10 protein-coding genes are annotated in these 18,705 nt (G+C 52.0%); all 10 read right to left on the reverse strand.

Translation table 11 applies throughout. The annotated features are described in order from the left end of the window. Positions 1 to 14: 14 nt before the first annotated feature. Positions 15 to 1,367: a sugar porter family MFS transporter gene (locus tag P2W70_RS25155; protein WP_276484308.1), complete on the reverse strand. Its 1,353-nt coding sequence runs from the start codon at positions 1,365 to 1,367 to the stop codon at positions 15 to 17. A 9-nt stretch (positions 1,368 to 1,376) separates the two neighbouring features. Further along, complete coding sequence (locus tag P2W70_RS25160; RefSeq protein WP_276484309.1) at positions 1,377 to 3,140, reverse strand: class I mannose-6-phosphate isomerase; 1,764 nt, start codon at positions 3,138 to 3,140, stop codon at positions 1,377 to 1,379. Continuing rightward, positions 3,130 to 4,416: a glycoside hydrolase family 88 protein gene (locus P2W70_RS25165; protein WP_276484310.1), complete on the reverse strand. Its 1,287-nt coding sequence runs from the start codon at positions 4,414 to 4,416 to the stop codon at positions 3,130 to 3,132. Before P2W70_RS25165 ends, P2W70_RS25160 begins: the two co-directional genes overlap by 11 nt. A gap of 18 nt (positions 4,417 to 4,434) precedes the next feature. Next, positions 4,435 to 6,378, reverse strand: coding sequence for a heparinase II/III domain-containing protein (locus P2W70_RS25170; protein WP_276484311.1), 1,944 nt, complete (start codon positions 6,376 to 6,378; stop codon positions 4,435 to 4,437). Between the two features lie 55 nt (positions 6,379 to 6,433). Further along, a complete protein-coding gene (locus P2W70_RS25175; protein WP_276484312.1) occupies positions 6,434 to 8,080 on the reverse strand; it encodes a RagB/SusD family nutrient uptake outer membrane protein in 1,647 nt (548 codons plus the stop codon). Positions 8,081 to 8,097: 17 nt separating this feature from the next. Next, positions 8,098 to 11,199 carry a SusC/RagA family TonB-linked outer membrane protein gene (locus P2W70_RS25180; protein ID WP_276484313.1) on the reverse strand — a complete coding sequence of 1,034 codons (3,102 nt, stop codon included), beginning with the start codon at positions 11,197 to 11,199 and terminating at the stop codon, positions 8,098 to 8,100. Between the two features lie 179 nt (positions 11,200 to 11,378). Then, positions 11,379 to 12,833 (reverse strand): c-type cytochrome domain-containing protein, encoded by a 1,455-nt coding sequence (locus tag P2W70_RS25185; RefSeq protein ID WP_276484314.1) that lies wholly within the window; start codon positions 12,831 to 12,833, stop codon positions 11,379 to 11,381. 22 nt (positions 12,834 to 12,855) lie between these two features. Beyond that, positions 12,856 to 13,908 (reverse strand): twin-arginine translocation signal domain-containing protein, encoded by a 1,053-nt coding sequence (locus tag P2W70_RS25190; RefSeq protein ID WP_276484315.1) that lies wholly within the window; start codon positions 13,906 to 13,908, stop codon positions 12,856 to 12,858. 18 nt (positions 13,909 to 13,926) lie between these two features. After that, entirely contained in the window at positions 13,927 to 15,411 is a 1,485-nt protein-coding gene (locus tag P2W70_RS25195; RefSeq protein WP_276484316.1) for a DUF1501 domain-containing protein, read from the reverse strand. 26 nt (positions 15,412 to 15,437) lie between these two features. Next, entirely contained in the window at positions 15,438 to 18,638 is a 3,201-nt protein-coding gene (locus P2W70_RS25200) for a DUF1553 domain-containing protein (protein WP_276484317.1), read from the reverse strand. Positions 18,639 to 18,705: the final 67 nt, after the last annotated feature.

Raw genomic sequence — 18,705 nt, forward strand, 5'->3', positions numbered from 1 at the left:
ATATAATTGCAGGGTCAATGCGGAGCGACAAACAACTCTTCCATTTCTTCGAGGGAGCGCCCCTTGGTTTCTTTTACAACCTTCCAACTGAAGATAAAATTGGTGGTACTGCACACGGCAAAGATCCAGAACAACATCGCCGGCCCGGCATGAGCAAGTATCCAGGGCACAAACTGCCCCACGGCCCATACCGCCACCCATAACATGAGCGTACAGAAAGCCACCGCCTTGACACGCACTTCCGTCGGGAATATTTCGTTGATGATGATCCAGGTAATGGGCCCGAGCGAGAAGGCAAAGCAGGCAATGTAAAACAACATCAGCACCAGCAACAAGGGTGTCTTCGTTTGGCCGGTATAGAACAACAGCCCGCACAACACCAGCGATACCACAATGCCGGCTAACCCGGCTTTCAACAGTGATTTCCGGCCATAACGATCCACCAGCCTGATGGCGATAAAAGTAGCCAGCACATTCACTGCACCGATGATCACTTGCAGCAGCAAGGCATTGCTGCTATCGAAACCAGCGGCCTCAAAGATGGAAGGACCATAATAGATAATGGCATTGATACCCGAGAACTGTTGTAAGATGGCCAGCACCACACCGATCAACAACGGCAACCGGATATTTTTGGCCCATAAAGAGCCTGATTTACCATTGGCCTTCATGGCTGCATGGGCTATATCGTATAACTCTTTTTCTACTTCCTCGGGATCACGGATCACCTGCATCACTTTCGCTGCCTGGTCGGCTTTTCCATTGCTCACCAACCAGCGCGGACTTTCGGGCACCTTGGCCAGCATGACCAGGAATACAATAGAAGGGATCGCCATCACCAGGAACATGGGCCGCCAGATCTCGGCGCGGCTGAACCACGACAGATCGATACCATCCAGCCAGGCGTTGGAAGCATAAGCCAGCACGATACCCACCGTAATAGCCAGCTGATAATAAGCCACCATCTGGCCGCGTTTGCTGGCCGGGGCAAATTCCGTGATATACATGGGAGAGATCACCGATGCCATCCCCACGCCCACTCCGCCGATCATGCGGCTGAGTACCAATATAAAAACCGAAGGTGCAAAGGCACAACCAATAGCCGACAACAGGAACATCCAGGCAGCGATGATGATTGTCTTCTTACGGCCAATCCGGTCGCTGAGAAAACCAGTCACCAATACACCTACAATACAACCGATGAGCCCGCTGCTGACCAGCCAGCCTTCCATCACCGCGTCGAGGTCAAACTGCAACTTCAAAGGCGAGAGCGCGCCGGAAATAACGGCCGTATCAAATCCAAACAAGAGACCACCCAGGGCCACAATGAGGCATACCGCCTGCTGGCGAAATCCACTTATACTCATACAATCGTTTTAGATCCTTACAAAAGCCTTGATGGTGGCACACTCGGTTCCTGCACCTTCGCCATGCGGCGTTATCGTATAGGCACCCACTTGCTGGGGAATGATAAAGGTTTCGGCATAATGCACGACAAAAGGCTCGAAAGCACCGGTCGGACTTTCTACGATTGCCTCCCTGCCCTGTACCAGGTTCAACACATTTACACTGGCGCCCGTGTGGTGCAGGACTGGCCGGCTGAACCAATGCCGCCGGGTTTCAATAAACTCCCGTTCGTGCAACCCGGTCTTCTCTTCCTTCCACCCCTCCCCTTCGCCGATCAGGGACACGGCATTGATGAGCTGTGCTTGCGTAAAGGCAGGCGTACGCGACCAGTCGAGCACCTGTTTACCGTGCTCGATATTGATAGGCCTGGGTTTGCCATCGAGGCCCATACGGCCCCAATCCCACAATTTGAAGGTGAAGATGAAAGGGGTTGCACTGATCTCGAGCACCATACTGTTCTTGCCGGAGCAATGCAAGGTACCGGCAGGGATGAGGAAATGGTCGTGTTTCTTGACAGGCCATCGGGCCGCATACTGATCCGCATCGAAAGCTGTGGCTCCCTGTTGCGCCAGGCGCAGGTCATCGATCATCGCAGCAGGATCAATATCCTCCTTCACGCCGAGATACACCACCGCATCCGGCTCCGCATCGAGGATATAATAACTCTCATCCTGCGTATAGTGCATGCCAAAATGCTCCTGTATATATTCTGTGGTCGGGTGTACCTGTAAGCTCAGGTTGCCGCCTCCCATGGTATCGAGAAAATCAAACCGAATGGGAAATTCATCCCCGAAGCGCGCCTGTACCGCTTCGCCCAGCAAGGCCTTGGAGGCAGCCAATACCAGGTTGATAGCCGGTGTTTCAAACTCCACCCCATTGAACCGGAACAGGAGGCTATTCTCTTCAGGCACGCCATCAAACGACCACGCATAGTTGGCGGCACTTCGATCGAGGTCACACACCTCCTTCATCCATTGACCACCCCAGGGACCAGGATCAAAAAAAGGTACCAGCCTGAACGGTTGCGTGGTCAGTTGCTGGTACGCCTTGTTTAAACCGGGGCCGGACACCAGCTTCGGCTTACCGCCGATGGTGGTATCGACCACGAGGTCCCAACGGGGCATCAGTTGTTTCTTGTGGCGATCACAGATCCGCCAGTCAACAAAAAATGCCTGTTTATATTGAAGAGCTGATTTAAGCGAGGCATTCTGCACACCCAGGTTGCTGATCTCATTGCGACGGAAACGTTGCTGGATCTCCCAGCGCGGCATATCAAAATAAACGACCAGGTCAGCCTCCGGCGCCAACAAAGCAGCGCCCGGCCCCAACACATATACGTTACCTGCAGCAATGGCATTGATGGCAGTACGTGATTTATCGAGCTTTACCGGATCAAAGAGATCGATCATCTGCAACCGGGTAAGGTAACCAAACACCTCATCATCGGTCACATCCGGATAGATCAGTGCCTGGATGGCATTGGCCGTCAACAGGCAATCTTTCGTACGATAATAAGTGCCTGGCAGGTACCGGGTCAGGTATGCTACCAGCTCCTCTTCCCGCACGCCGTGGTAGCAATCCAACACGACTACCTGCTTAGTTGCTGTTGCATCGATGCCGGCACCAATTACCTGGCATACCGCTTCCCAGCCTGTTGCAGTTTGGATGGTGGCATCTTCAATAACCGTAACCGGAAACTTATCATAGTTGGAACGAATAGGCTTACCTGACATGCGCTACCCCTCCTTTCGTTTCGGCCGGAAACAATTTCTCACCCTTCAGCAAGGTCTTATAACGTTGTAATGCTTCAATAAAATAATAGTCGGCATAAACCAATGGTACATCGATCTCCGTCTGGTGTGGGATACTGCCCACGCAATGTTTGATCAGGAAATCACCATTGGTACCTGGCTCCGACCGGTAGGCGGGGCTCGCCAGTGACTTCAACATGGTGATGGCTGGCTCGCGGTACCGCTTCTCTGCTTTTCCGACGTAGGTACTCAACTCTATCAGGGCAGCAGCCGTGATGGCCGCAGCAGACGCGTCGCGGTAATGCCGGGTATCCTTCAACGCGTAGGAATTTACACCAGGCTGGTAACCTGTTTGTCCAATATTGAAATCCCAGTAAGGCACTTTGTCTGCGGGCAGGTTCTTGTGCTGAAGGTAAAAATCGGCCATACCTCGCGCAGCCTTCAGGTAACGTACATCGCCGGTTTCGCGGTAGATCATCGTGTACCCATAGATAGCCCAGGCTTGTCCCCGCGCCCAGGTAGAATTATCCGATAGGCCCTGTGCGGTTTCCCTGCCTTCTACGGCACCCGTTTCTTTGTTGTAGCACACCACATGGTAAGAGCTATAATCTTTTCTGAATTGATGCTTCAGGGTATTGTCGGCATGCGTAATAGCTGTTTGATAGAAAGAGCTATCGCCCGTCATTTTGGTAGCGAAGAATAGCAACTCCAGGTTCATCAGGTTGTCGATGATCACCGGGTATTGATACACTTTATTGCCATGCCAGGAACGGAAATTGTTCCAGGATTTGATGCAACCCACTTTGGGATCGAAGCGTGTACTCAGCGAACGTGCCGCCTGCACCAGGTCATCTTTGTATTTGGGATTGCCGGTTAGCCGGTACGCGTTGCCATAACTGCAATACATCATGAAACCCAGGTCATGGTGCTCGGTAAAGAACTTGAGCGGCTCGAGCCTTTCCGTCCACCGGATAGCCCCCGAACGGATCGCAGTGTCATTGGAAAACTCATAAGCATACCAAAGGCTGCCCGGAAAAAAGCCCGGCGTCCAGTCGTACATATTGGTGGATACCATCTCACCCTGCGGGTTGATGGTCCGGGGAAATCCCTCCTTACGCTCCATGGCCTGCACCATCAGCTTCACCTGGGCCTTTGCGAGATCGAGATTCCGGCTAATGAACTGACCTTCATCAGACGGCGCAAACGCAGCCAATGCACCACCTACGCACAACAGACCTGCAAACAAAAATTTCTTCATCAGATATACTTTAAAGGTTTAATATGCTTTACGGATCACGATACGATGCTGCCCCTGCAGCTGGTCATCGCGTTTAGTAAACACCAACCGGTACACAACCGGTGGCCAGCTCACCAATAACTTTTTGTCGTCGACCGTAATAGATGCTATACTATAGCTAAACTTTTTCGGATCATACGACAGCTCCAGCCGGTCATTGCCCGTGATCAATCGCAACAAGCCTTCCCGTATCACCTCAACAGACGCACTTGTCATAAAATGCAAGGCAGTACCGCCCTTATCCGCTTCCAGCTTCCAATCGTCGCTGATGGTAAAGGACCTGCCTCTTTGCAGGGAATAGGCACGCGTCCAGCTGCGTACACCTGCCGCCACCGGATAGGCAGCAGCTATATCCACGCTGAAGCTGACCATGGGTCCGCGGTCTTTGAACTGCACCATCCGTGCTTCGTAGGTGCGCCCTTCTTTTTGCTCCATCCCGTTGATCAGGGGCACATTGTGGAAAGCGGAACGCATCGTCCAGATCGAATAACGATCCGGTCCAAAAGTTTGCCCCGTGTAAGTACCGCTACCAATATCGATCAGTACAGGTCGGCCATTGTAAAACAATACGCAGGTACCTACATCATTGTGGTTGTGACTTTCCTCATTGTGCCCGGCCAGCGCCGAGAAATAAAAACCCTCCGCACTACCAGCATGATCCCTGGCCAGCGCGATACCAGTTTGCGGCATCCAGGCAGCAGCCATATAAGGCGCATGGGGCGTTACCTGCAACACCTCACGGGTCATGAACAGGTTGCGCAAACCACCGTACAAAGTTTCCACGGGCACTGCCCGTTGCCATCCCTGCTGATGAGCGAGGTACGATCCAAAACCGGTAAGCTGTTCGTCGCCGGTGGCCTTGCCATACAAATACACCAATCCCGCATCTACCGTTAGCCGGGCAGCGGCATCTGCATAATTCAGGTAATAGTTGCTATCGATAAAAGCCTTACCGATATACGAACCAATATTTTTGATCAGGGGTTCGTGGAAGAGATCGATCTTGCCACCGGTCGCCTGCTGCAACAGGGAGAGGTAATTGTACAACATACCTCCCGCGTGCGACCAGTAAGCAGGACCTTCTTCACAGGCCCCATCCTCCTTGTAATAGTTGATGAATTTGTCAACAGAACGCATTGTTTTGTACATCCCAGCCAGCCGCTTTGCCGGATCGTCTTCGACCAGCAACAGACAGGTCAGTACATTGTAATTGAGCCATACATTCCAGTTGTTGACCATTCGTTGTTTACCGTCGAGCGCCATCCACCAGAAGTCACTGCGCGTATAATAAGGCTGCAGGATCCGACGGTCGATCTCCTGCTTTATCCGTTGCGCGATCAGTGGACTTTGCTTGTCAAAACTGTTCCTGAACAGAAAATAAGTCCAGGCCATCACATTGGCTGTGATGCCCGCTCCCAATTCCACAATGGGTTCATTGATATCCGGCAATCCAGGCCCTTTTCGTTGCAGACCGATGCTGGCGGAGATCGACCAGCTCGACACCTCACAGAGCGCCCACACACCATTAATGATCTGCGGCAGAAACCGTTCCTTTCCTTCTGCCAGCTCAGCAAATACCAGCTGCTTCAGTGCCGTTACATTCTGGTTGTAAATATCCTCCATGATGTACCGGTTGCCCGTCTTCACAAACTCGAGATAGGTGGTGGCCGGCACCGTCTTCCAGACATATGGCAAAGCCGTTTCGCCTGCTTCAATCAGCTTTAGTCGTTGTGCCCCATCGAGGCTGGCCCACCGTGCCCTATCGCTGTAAGCAGGCCATGCCTGCCTGATCGCATCAGGGCTATACGCCGTAGCCAAAGCTGTACTGTCAAATCTACCGGTCAGCATATTCCTTTCAGCCTGCCCGAATATCCGGGCAGGCGTCAGGAATACCGCTATCATTAACACATAATAAAGTCGCATAGTAAAAAAGATGTACCTGTACAATGTAACCAAAGTACAGGTACTGACAAACAACTTACCATTTGGGATTCTGGCCCATATTGGGATTCAGGCCTGTTTCATTGGATGGGAAAGGCCACCAATAATCCCTGGCTGTATTAAAAGTTCTTTTGGAAACATCCTGTACGATCACAAAACCATTGGCATCTACCGGTGCGGTGATCACGTTGACCTGCTCGGCCGGGAATTTTTTAGACCCCTTGACTGCTTTTACCAACTCTACTTCAGCCGTCTTCCAGCGAATCAGATCCCAGTAACGAAATTCCCCTTCAAAAGCCAGCTCGATACGTCTTTCACGGCGCAGCTCCTCCTGCATATTGAGTCCATTGCTGCTGACAAAGGCATTGGTCAGTTTGGGCATGGTAGCCCTGGCGCGCAACAGGTTGATGGACTTGTCGAGGTCGGCATCGGAGATGGCGCCGCCTCCCAGTTCAAATTTCAACTCCGCATAGTTGAGCAATATCTCACCGTACCGGATAATATTGTGGTGATTAAAACTCTGCTGAGATGCCCAGTCTTCTACTGTGGCATATTTCCTCACCTTATATCCAGTCGGCGTAAAGGCAAACGTCGGCACATAAGGTGTTAACGAAAAGCCCGGCACCACTTTCGAAAAGACGGTCATACCAATGCGTGGATCACGGTTGGTGAACTCGGACAATGTAGTGGTTTGTGGCTGTTCCATCGGAGACTTGCCCAGCGGCAATCCATCCTTATAGAGATACGCATCCATGAAGGAGCGTGTGGGGTTCACACCACCGGCATCCAGGAACTGACGGGTATAGTTGTGTTCCGAAATACTATTGGTGGCATTCTGACCATATATCCGTGCCAGGATGTTCTCTTTGTTGGCCCGGCCATTACCGGCATACTGGAACTGGTAAAAGTAACTGCTATCGGGTACGGTAGGATGTTTGTACACATCGTGACCCATGGTCATCAGGGTTTCTGTAGCCGTCAGCGCAATATTGAGGTGCTTGTTGGCATCGCCCAGGGCATGGTATTTATTCCGCGTGCCTTCAAACAGGCCCACCCTTGATTTCATCGCCAGGGCAGCATTGCGGGTAATACGACCGTATTCAGCAGCAGCCAGCGCAGCCGCCGTCGGCAGACCTGCCACGGCAGAATCGAGGTCTTTGTACAAAGAATCCAGGATACGCTCGCGCGGAGAACGATGGGCTACTGTCAACGTATCGTCTACATCGAAAGTGCGCAGGATGAGGGGTACATCGCCATACCGCTTTACCAGCTCGCTGTACGCGAATGCCCGGAAGAAGTAGGCTTCCGCCTTGTAACGACGAATAACGACCGCATCACCGCTTACCCGAACAGACTTCTCCAGGATATTGTTGCTTTTGCGGATCAAAGAATACGGAATGGAGAAAGCATTATCGGTAACGGGGATCGTGCGTGTACCATCGCTGATCGGGTTGGGCGCCTGCGCATACCCATCGTCTGCCCAGATGGCATTGACGTTATTGGTGATCACCGGTAAAGAAATATACAGTTCATTGCAGGCTAGCATCAGGTCATTGGTCGACTTCCAGAAATTGGCATCTGCCACCTGCGTTTCAGGGATCAGGTCCAGCTTTTTATTGCAGGCACTCAGGGCCACCGCCGACAGGGCAGAAAGGCTAAGTATATTACGAATGAAGCGTTTCATGTTTCAGGATTTGCTCGTTAGAAAGTGAGGTTTACACCCACCATGACGGTGCGGAAGAAAGGATATTGCCAGGTAGCATTGTTGGGCGTCTCGGGATCAAAAGCCGACTTGATCCACATCTTGTTGATCTCCCACAGGTCCTGTCCGCCCACATAGATCTTGGCCGCCGATAGCTTTGCTTTGGCGATCCACTCCGTAGGCAGGTTGTATCCCAACTGTACATTCTTCAACCGCAGGTAAGCACCGTTCATCAACCAATGAGAAGAACGCACGGTGTTCTGCGCGCCACCAATAAACAACCGCGGGAATTGGGCGTTTGGATTTTGCGGCGTCCAGTAATCCTTGTTGTAGTCCATGGGCATGATCCAGCTGGAAGTATAAGGGTACAAAGTAGTAGGATCAACAAACAATTTACGCTCACCAACACCCTGGAACATGGCCGAGAAATCGATGCCTTTAAAGCTGAATCCAAAGTCGAATCCATACGTGTAACGGGGATTGGTATTACCGAGGTTGACCAGGTCACCATGGTCCGATGCACGGCCCAGGCCAGCATTGATCTTTCCATCGCCATTTACATCTCGGTATTTGAGATCACCGGCACCCACCGCTGTACTAAACGTGGGATACTTGCTAACCTCGTCTGCGGTCTGGAAATAGCCCATGGCATCGTATCCAAAGATGGTATTGATGGAATACCCTTGAATGATCTGGTTGATACCAGGCGATATGGCGGTTTGGCCATTATAGTTCAGGATCTTATTCTGGTTGTCGCCGATATTGGCATTGATCCAGTAAGCGAACTTACCGATGTTATCGCGCCAGCCGGCCGACAGTTCCCAACCCCAGGTTTTGAGGCTTGCCAGGTTATAAGTGGAAGTGGCTACACCAATGATAGACGACAATTGTTTAGGCGCCAGCATATCATCATTGCGCTTTACAAAATAGTCGGCGGTTACCGTCAACCTGTTCTTCAGCAAGGCCATATCGAGGCCGACGTTGGAGGTCTCGATGGTCTCCCAGGTCTTGTTGGGCGAAGCCAGTACAGCCTGGTAATAGGAACGGCTTCTGACGTTGTTGAACGGATAAGCACTACCCGCTGCGAGCAAGGCAATATGATCATAGTTGCCAATCACCCCGTCGGAATTGCCCAACCGGCCCCAGCTGCCACGCAGCTTGAACTCGTCGAAGAAAGGCAGCGCATTGCTGAACCAGTCTTCCTGGTTGAGGCGCCAGCCTACTGACAAGGAGGGGAACGCATGCCAGCGATTAGTAGCAGCGAGTTTGGAGCTACCATCATACCGCAGGTTCACTTCAAACAGGTACCTGTTCTTGAAGACATAGTTCACCCGGGCAAAGTAGGATTCGAGCCCCCATTGTTGAATATCTTCTGTATTGGAAGCCTGCACCGGATCGCCAATGTTCAGGGTAAAGAAATCATTGGAAGCCAGGTTACGGGCAATGGCCGTGGTATTGTCATTGCGCTGATCCTCGTAAGCGTATCCACCGAGTACATGAAAATCGTGATCACCCCAGTTGCGGGTAAAATCAGCCAGCAACTGCACGTTGTTGGAGAACTGCTTGAAATTGTTCTTCGTAAACGAGTTGGGATTGTTCATGTAACTGCCGATACCAACCAGGTTATAGCGGGGAATCGTACGTACGTTGATCTCCTGGGCCTCTACGACCATACGTGGACTATAGGCCGCAGAAAGAGTCAGACCTTTTACCACATCTTTCGCTTTCAGCACAAACTGAGCGCTGGCATCGTCTACCCGTGTATCATTGGCGCCGGCTTCCTTCAGCAAGGCATAGGCAAAGTTGCCGCTGTTATCGTTGATATAACGATCGGTGGTGCCCGGGAAGAAAGTAGGATACAGCGACCGTGTCGTATACAGGTTGGAGAAGATGCGCGCGTTGCCCACGCTGGGCGATAGGATATTCGATTGGCGATAGGCCAGCCGGGCATCGAGGCTGAACATCTCCGAGAACTTGGTCGAATAGTTAAAACGGGCATTGACACGGTTTGTGTTATCGGGACCGAGTTTGAATACACCCTGCTGATCGAAATAACCCAGGGACAGGAAGAAATTATCCTTTTGGCCACCACCACGCAACGATACGTTGTGGTCCCACAGCGGACTATTGTCTCTCAGCACCAGCGGACGCTGGTCCAGGTCATAGAAATACAGGTAGTCGTTCACATTGCTGGGATTCACTACATAGTTCACGTTGGGGTCTTTCATCCAGCCTATCTGCTCATCAGTATATCCGGCAGATTGTCCGGCATTGATGCGGGAGATATTCAGCATCTCCGCTTCTTCCCAGGAATGCAGTTTACCGGGCACATTGGCCGGTTTCTGGCTGGCATATTTACCATTGTAGCTCACCACCAGTTTGCCCGACTTGCCACGTTTGGTGGTCACCAGTACAACACCACCTGCCGCACGTGCTCCATAGATAGAAGCAGCGGCCGCATCTTTCAGTACACTGATGTTTTCGATATCGTTCGGGTTCAGGCCACCGAGGCTACCAGGCACCCCGTCGATCAACACGAGGGCAGCGCTACCATTGACGGAAGAAGCGCCACGTATCTGCAGGTCGTACCCTTCGCGACCGGGTTCACCGGTGGTGCGCGTGACGGTAACACCAGCGGCGAGGCCCTGGAGGGCGGCAATCGCATTGGTCACGGGCCTGTTCTCGATCTTTTTGTTGTCGACCGTAGCGATAGCGCCGGTAAGGTTTACCTTTTTCTGCGCGCCATAACCTACCACGACGACTTCGTTCATGGCGCCACTTTTGGCGCGCAGACTAACGTCGATCGTGCTACCGGATCCAACCGGCACTTCTTTGACCTCAAAATTGACATTGGAGAAAATAAGCACGCTGCCCGCAGCAGCGTTGATGGTGAAAGCGCCCTGATCGTTGGTGGTGGTACCACCCTGGGCATTTCGCACCGTTACAGAAACATTGGGAATGGGTTGGCCATTTTCATCTGTTACTTTGCCCGATCTTGTCTGCACCTGGGCCGATAGTAACAGCGTGGAAGCAAAAAAAGCCAATAGTAAGGCCAGGGGTTTACATACTTTGCTACCATGGGCATGCTGCAATCGCGTCATATAGCAGTTGGTTTTTAAAATGAAAAAAAGATCAGGAGCGTTGCTGATCACCTGAGCGTTTATGTTTTAGTTACCTGACACAAATAACACCGGCTATGGCTTTTACCGGGGGGAGAATCTTAAATGGATCAGGGGAATATTTTAAACGTCTTGTAGACTATTGATTTTCAATAAACATTTTACATTCCTCTACCCTGCTGTAACTGATCAGCCGCACCTACAATACGTGTAGCGGGCTTTTGTTGCAGAAAAGAAACGATGCCTTTGGCCGAGACCGACGACTGCCAGCAGTAAATATGCTGCAAGGCCGGCAAGGATACCAGCGCACGTAGTCCGGCATCATCTATTTTGGTAGCCGTCAGGTTCAGGTATTCGAGATAGCTAAGGTTTTTAAGTGCAGGCATGCCGGCCGGCCCAACGCGCGTGCCCGACAGATCGAGCCGAACCAGGTGTTTTAACTGCCCCACCGAAGCCAGGGCAGCATCGGTCACCTGTGTGTGATCGAGCTTTAACCATACGATATGGTCCGCCAGCCTGGTCAGCAAAGCCACCTGCTCATCACCAAAGCCAGGCGCATTGATACAACTCACTTCCAGTAAATGCTGGTTACGCGCCACCGGCGCTACCAAAACACCCAGTTGCTGCAGCGCCTTGATCGCCGCCTGGTCCGGAGCCCCCACCGAGAGCGCGAATACGGGTGATAGCGCCGTGACCGTTCCGGTATCATTGCCCTGTCCTCCCTCCTGGAATGACCGCAAAGCCGCGAGCATTGCGCTATCGGGTTTTGCTTCGCTGACTGTCTTTTTCGTATCCGCACCCGATTGCACCCACCACCGCAGCATCGCCAATTCTTGTTCTGATAGTTGCGGCTGGTCTTTGGGCGGCATACGTTTGTCGTTGTCCTTCGGCAACAACAGGCGCCTGATCAATTCACTACCGTCGGTATTGCCGGGCAGGATGATGGCACCGTGCTTACCGCCTTTCATCAGCAGCTCCACACCATCCATTCTCAAACCACCTTTTACTTTCTGGGCGCTGTGGCAGCTATAACATTTCTCCTGGAAGACAGGTGTTACCAGGTCCGTGTATACCACAGCCTGATCGATATTGTCAATAGGCTTTCTGATTATAGCGGCCGTATCGCCTTTTTGAAGATCAATGCCCAGCCAACCAGCCACGGGCTGTGGCAATCCTGCCGTGAGGTAATCTTCTCCATGCGTCATATTACCGCCGAGGTGGCCAGCAATTGTCAATACCACCAGCAACCCACACAGCGCCTTGCGAAACCATCTTACCAGCGCCGGCCGTAGCACGCTGCGCCTTTTCATCCACCAGCACAGGCCCGACAAAAGAGCTACACCGATACCCAACCATTGGTGAAAAGCCAAAGTACTTGCTGCATAACCACCTTCCTGGCTCAGGAACCAACCTACCACACAAGACAACACCGCACTGATACAACCAGCCAGTAAACACACAGCGATCGCCGGATGCAATACCGACAAAGCCGGATTGCGCCATACCAGCAGCTCCATGATAAAAGCTACCACCAGCATACCGATGGGCAGGTGTACCACTACCGGATGAAAATGACCAAAATAACTGAACCATTCGTTGAGGGAAGCCAGCAACATGGAATTGGGGGTTTAAGCAGCACTAAATTCTTTCGAGCTTCACAGGATAAGTACCATCCGCCATCCATTGGCAGACATAGAGGTTTTTGTCATCGTCTACACATACGTCGTGACAATGTTTGAAGATCGGTTTGTCCTGCACCATCGGTTCAGGTTCTTCTCCTTTATAGATGGGCGCCGTACCACCGGGGTTCGACACCACTTTATTGTCCTTATTTAATATGGTCACAAAACCCGAATTCAGGGTCAGCATATGATGCTTCAAAGCAGAATAACACACGCCCGAGTACAGCATATCGCCATCAAATACGGGTCGGCTCATATATACACCGGGCAGGTAGATGGAATCGATGTATTGCCCATCCAGTGTAAAACGTTTGAAACAATTCTTGATCCGTTCGGTGCACATCAACAAGGGACGGGCAGGGTCACGCGTATCGAGTGCAATACCATGCACCTGCTTGAATTTATCGTCTTTGATAAAACTGTCGCCACCAAACTTGCGGATGAACTCTCCTTTGGCGGTATACTGCAATATGTATTGGGAACCGTAGCCATCGGCTACATAGATATCGCCATTGGGGCCAATGCAGGTTTCAGTAGGACCGAATCGATCGCAATCATTGTACTCCCCAATAAACTTCGGATGTTTGATCGTCAACAGCACCCGGCCATCGAGCGTCGTCTTGTAGATTTCTTTCAGGTCGTAATCGGTGATATACAGAAACTCTTCTCCGCCTTCGTTGTGCAGCGTAAGTCCATGACCACCGGGAAAACGATTACCCCAGCTATCGAGTAATTTGCCCGACCGGTCGTAGATCAGGATATTGTTCTTTGTTTCGTTGGTGAGCATGATAAGCCGCTTACGCTTGTCCATCACCATTTCATGGCAATCTTTGACGGGGTAGCGGCCGGCATCCAGCTGTCCCCAGGACCGGTGCACGCGGTATTTGAAATCACCATGACCGATGATGTCGGTATCGGGTGATAATGATCTAAGGATCGCAAAGGGCGAAGAAAAGGCGCCTGTAACACCCAGCGCCAGGGTGTCTTTCAGAAAAGTTCTTCTGCTCATAAGGTAGTGAGGACTTGGTTACGCAATGATGCCCTTGACCACTTCACCGGCCACATCCGTCAGCCGGTAGCGGCGGCCCTGGGTCTTGTATACGAATTGCTCATGGTCGATGCCCATCAGGTGTAACAACGTAGCCTGAAAATCGTGTACATGCACTTTATCCTTGACAATATTGTGGGCAAAATCATCGGTAGCCCCATACACCAGGCCGGGCTTTGTACCACCACCTGCCATCCAGATGCTGTACGCCGTAGGATGGTGGTCGCGCCCGAAAGCCTCTTCGGTGAGCGTACCCTGGCAAAAACTGGTACGGCCAAATTCGCCGCCCCATACCACCAGCGTATCATCCAGCAAGCCCCGTTGCTTCAGGTCTTTCACCAGGGCGGCAGAAGCCTGGTCTGTTTGTTTGGTAGCCTTCCGGATACCTTTGTGCAAAGCACCGTGATGGTCCCAGCCCAGGTGATACAATTGAATAAACCGAACATCCTTTTCGGCCAGCCGCCGTGCCATCAGGCAATTGTAGGCATAGCTGCCAGGTATTTTTACATCCGGGCCATACATATCGAGAATATGTTGCGGCTCATTGCTGAGGTCGGTGATCTCGGGTACCGCCATTTGCATGCGGTAAGCCATTTCATATTGGTTGAGCCGGCTGTCGATCTCCGGGTCCTGCCATTTATCTTTTTGCAATACGTTGAAAGAACGGATAAAATCCAATGCACGCCGGCGATCCATCTTCTCCACACCATCGGGTGAGGAGAGATACAATACCGGATCCTTCCCCGACATGAACTGCACCCCCTGGTGATGCGAAGGCAGAAAACCATTGCTCCAGGCGAGGTTACTGATCGGCTGGTCACCGCCACCCTTCGATACCATCACGATAAAGGATGGCAGGTTTTGGTTGAGGCTGCCCAACCCATAACTGATCCAGGAACCGATACTCGGTCTGCCGCTCAGTTGATTGCCTGTTTGTGTGAAGATCACGGCAGGCTCATGGTTGATCTGCTCGGTAAACATGCTTTTCACCACGCAGATATCGTCGGCAATACCAGCGGTATAAGGGATCAGGTCGCTGAAATACGCACCATTGGAACCGTACTGTTTGAATTCGGTAGCCGGCCTGGCCAGCGGGAAGCGATTCTGATTCGATACCATGCCCGATACACGCCCCGTACCCAACACACTGGGCGGAATATCCTGGCCATGCAGCTTGTACAACTCAGGTTTGTAATCGAACAACTCCATTTGCGAAGGACCACCACTCTGGAAGAGATAGATCACCCGTTTGGCCCGGGGCACGAAATGCGGATTCACCAGGGGCTGGTTCTCATCGCTGATCGCGCCTGCTTTATTAGCAGCAGCTACCACTTTTTTAACCTGCTGTTCATCGGCATTGCAGCCCAGCAATGTACCCAGGGCGATGCTGCCCAATCCCAACGCAGAACCACGCAAAAAATCACGCCTGCTTTTTTCCTGTAATGCTTTCCGGATATCATCCATAGATAGCCATTTAGAAAGATTGATAATTAATGTCGGGTGATGAATTCATCTGTATTGACCAGCGCCATCACCACATTTACCAACGCGGCCGTTTGTGTCAGCCCACCGGTATGTAACGGCACCTGCGCATGGCCCACCGACAATAGCTTCACCGCCTTGTCAGGTTGTTTGTCAAACAATGCCAGCTCCGTCGTATACATATTCGATAACAGGGTCAGCTCCTGCGGAGCCGGTCGCCGGCCGGTCACCAACCGGAAACCATATAAAAGTTGGTCGCTTACCGTGGCTCCGCCTTCCTGCATCATTCGCCCGGCTATATATTTAGCGGCCTCGATAAAAGTAGGGTCGTTCAACAGGGCCAAAGCCTGCAAGGGTGAACTAGATACCGTTCGCTTCACCGTACAGAAATTACGATCCGGCGCGTCGAAGATCAATTGAAAGGGCGGCGGACTCGATCGCTTCACGACTGTATAAATGCTTCTGCGGAAAAGGTCTTCACCCTCCGATTCCTTGTACACATATTTCCAGCTCTTATCACTCAACGCTTCCCATAAACCTGGTGGTTGATACGGATACACACTGGGTCCGCCGATCTTACCCGACAACAAGCCGCCAATGGACAATGCCTGGTCACGGATCATTTCGGCCGGCATCTTGAAGCGGCTGCTACGCGCCAGTAGTTTATTCTCAGGATCACGTTGCAACAGTTCCGGTCGTACGACAGACTGCTGCCGGTAAGTGGCGCTCAGTAGAATATATTTTTGCAAGGCCTTTACATCCCAGCCATGTTCACGCAACCGGATGGCCAGGTAATCCAGCAAAGCCGGATGGGTAGGCATCTCTCCCTGGTTGCCAAAATCGTCGGAGGTCTTGACCAATCCCCGCCCGAAATACATTTCCCAGATGCGGTTCACCGCAATACGGGCAGTCAACGGGTGCTGGGGCAGGAACAACCAACGCGCCAGTCCCAACCTGTTTTTCGGCAGGTCTTTGGAAAATGGCAGGATCGCGGCCGGCGTGCCGGGTTCTACTTCATCTCCATAACTATCGTATACGCCGCGCAATAATACATGGGAGGTGCGGGGTGTGGGCAGATCGCCCATGACCATCACCTCCTGCGTAGAATCGTAGATCATCGCTGCTCTTTTGCGTAACACCAGCAAGCTATCAACAGGTTTACGCACCACCGGGTCGCGTGGCACAAAAGGCACCACTTTTTGTTGATACAGGTACGCCGCTTCCTGTGCACTGAGGGTTCCATCAAACAGGTAGAACTGATCCAGCATTCCTCCTTTCATCGTACGCTCCAGTTCACGGGCGCCAAACGCCAACCCATGAAAAGCTACCACCTTGTGCACGTTGGGGAAGGGAGCAATATTCTTTTTCAGGTGATCATACTCCGTTTGCAGGCTCGCCGACCTGCCATTCACATAGACTTTTACGCCGTTGGCCCGGCTGCTGCCATCATAACTTACCGCCACGTGGTACCAGCGATTGCTGTCGAGTGTTTCGCTCGTCACGACACTGATGGCGTCATGCGGGAAGGCGTGCATCAGGCGAACATTGAGGTGATTATTTTTCAATACCAGGTCATATCCCTGAAAACCGTATCGGCGCGGATCACTGTGGTGCAGAATGGCCACCTCTTCATACCGCTTGGGTACATTCACCCAGATACTAAAAGAGAAAGGATCATACCGCTCAAAATAGCCGGTCTTGTAAGGCGGCAGGTACGCCAGTGTATTCTCTTCCAGCAGCATAGCCTGCCCGGCAACACCAGCTACATATTTCTCCTCACTCACTTTGGCTGAATACAAAGGCTGCACCGTATTACGCAGGGCGTTGGTCAGTTCCTGCTGTTTGCCGGTATAGGTTGTAAGCTTTTCGGTTTTGTCAAAGGCAAGAGATGCCAACACCTTATGTTGTAGGGAACGCTCGGGCGATTCGTTGACCACCGGCTGCCTGGCTTCCAGTTGGCCGATCATGGACTGTAAAGAAGCCAGTTGCTGGTCTTTTTCTTTGTCGAGCAGGAGCAGCGTAGGTCCTGGAACAATATTGTTGTCAGCCCCATAATTGGAGCTACCCAATTCAAATGTGCTATTGAAGAAGGCAAAAAGCGAGAAATAGTCCTTCTGACTGATGGGGTCATATTTATGATCATGACATTTGGCGCAGCTCACCGTCAACCCCATCATCGAGCTACCCAGCGTATTGGTACGATCAACCACATACTCCACGCGAAACTCTTCCGGAATGATCCCTGCTTCGGAATTCTGTTTGTGGTTGCGGTTGAACCCGGTAGCCAGGATCTGTTCGCGGGTAGCTTTCGGCAACAGGTCGCCTGCCAGTTGCCAGGTGATGAACTGATCATAAGGCAGGTTATTATTATACGCCTCGATCACCCAATCGCGCCAGGGAGATGCATCGCGGTGTTTGTCGTCGAGATAACCATGGCTGTCGGCAAACCGGGCTACATCGAGCCAGTAGGCGGCCATACGTTCACCATACCGGGGTGACTGTAAAAAATGATCCACCATGCGTTCGTAGGCATCCGGGCGTTGATCTTTGAGATACGCATCGATCTCCCCGATCGTTGGCGGCAAGCCGGTGAGGTCAAAGCTCACGCGACGTATGAGCGTTTCCTTATCAGCTTCCGCCGACGGGGTAATGCCTTCCTGCTCCAACCGGCTCAATACAAAACGATCGATCTCATTCCTGATCCATGCCTCCGATTTGACCTTGGGCAAGTCCGCCTGCTTGGGCGCTACAAAAGCCCAGTGCGGTGCATAGCGGGCGCCCTGGTCGATCCATTTGAGCAACACCGCTTTTTCGTCGACAGTAAGCGTCAGGTGCGAGGCCGGGGTGGGCATTTGGTAATCCTTGTCCTCACTGAGGATGCGGTGTGCCACCTCGCTGCGGGACAAGCTGCCCGGCTTAATGGCCGTTCTGCCGCTTTCCGCCTCCTTGTCATAGGCAAAGTTGGCAATATCCAGTCGCAAATCGCCCTTCTGCTTGGCCGCATCTGGCCCATGACAACTAAAACACTTATCGGATAATATTTTCTTTACATGGACATTGTAGTCGAGCTCATCGGGCAGTACATTCATGGCCGCCTGAACATCCGGCGGTATATTCAGTTTCCCACCCATACCCAATTGAGTGATCAGGTAGATCACCAGGGCCAGACAGACAGCAAGTAAGATCCCTTTATTCAGTCGGAGTTTCATTTTCAGTATGGCGTCTTTAATGAGACGATAAAATTGCAATCACCGCTCGGTCGAATGTACCACACTC

The sequence above is a fragment of the Paraflavitalea pollutisoli genome, assembly GCF_029360705.1.
GTDB classification, from domain to species: Bacteria; Bacteroidota; Bacteroidia; order Chitinophagales; family Chitinophagaceae; genus Paraflavitalea; species Paraflavitalea pollutisoli.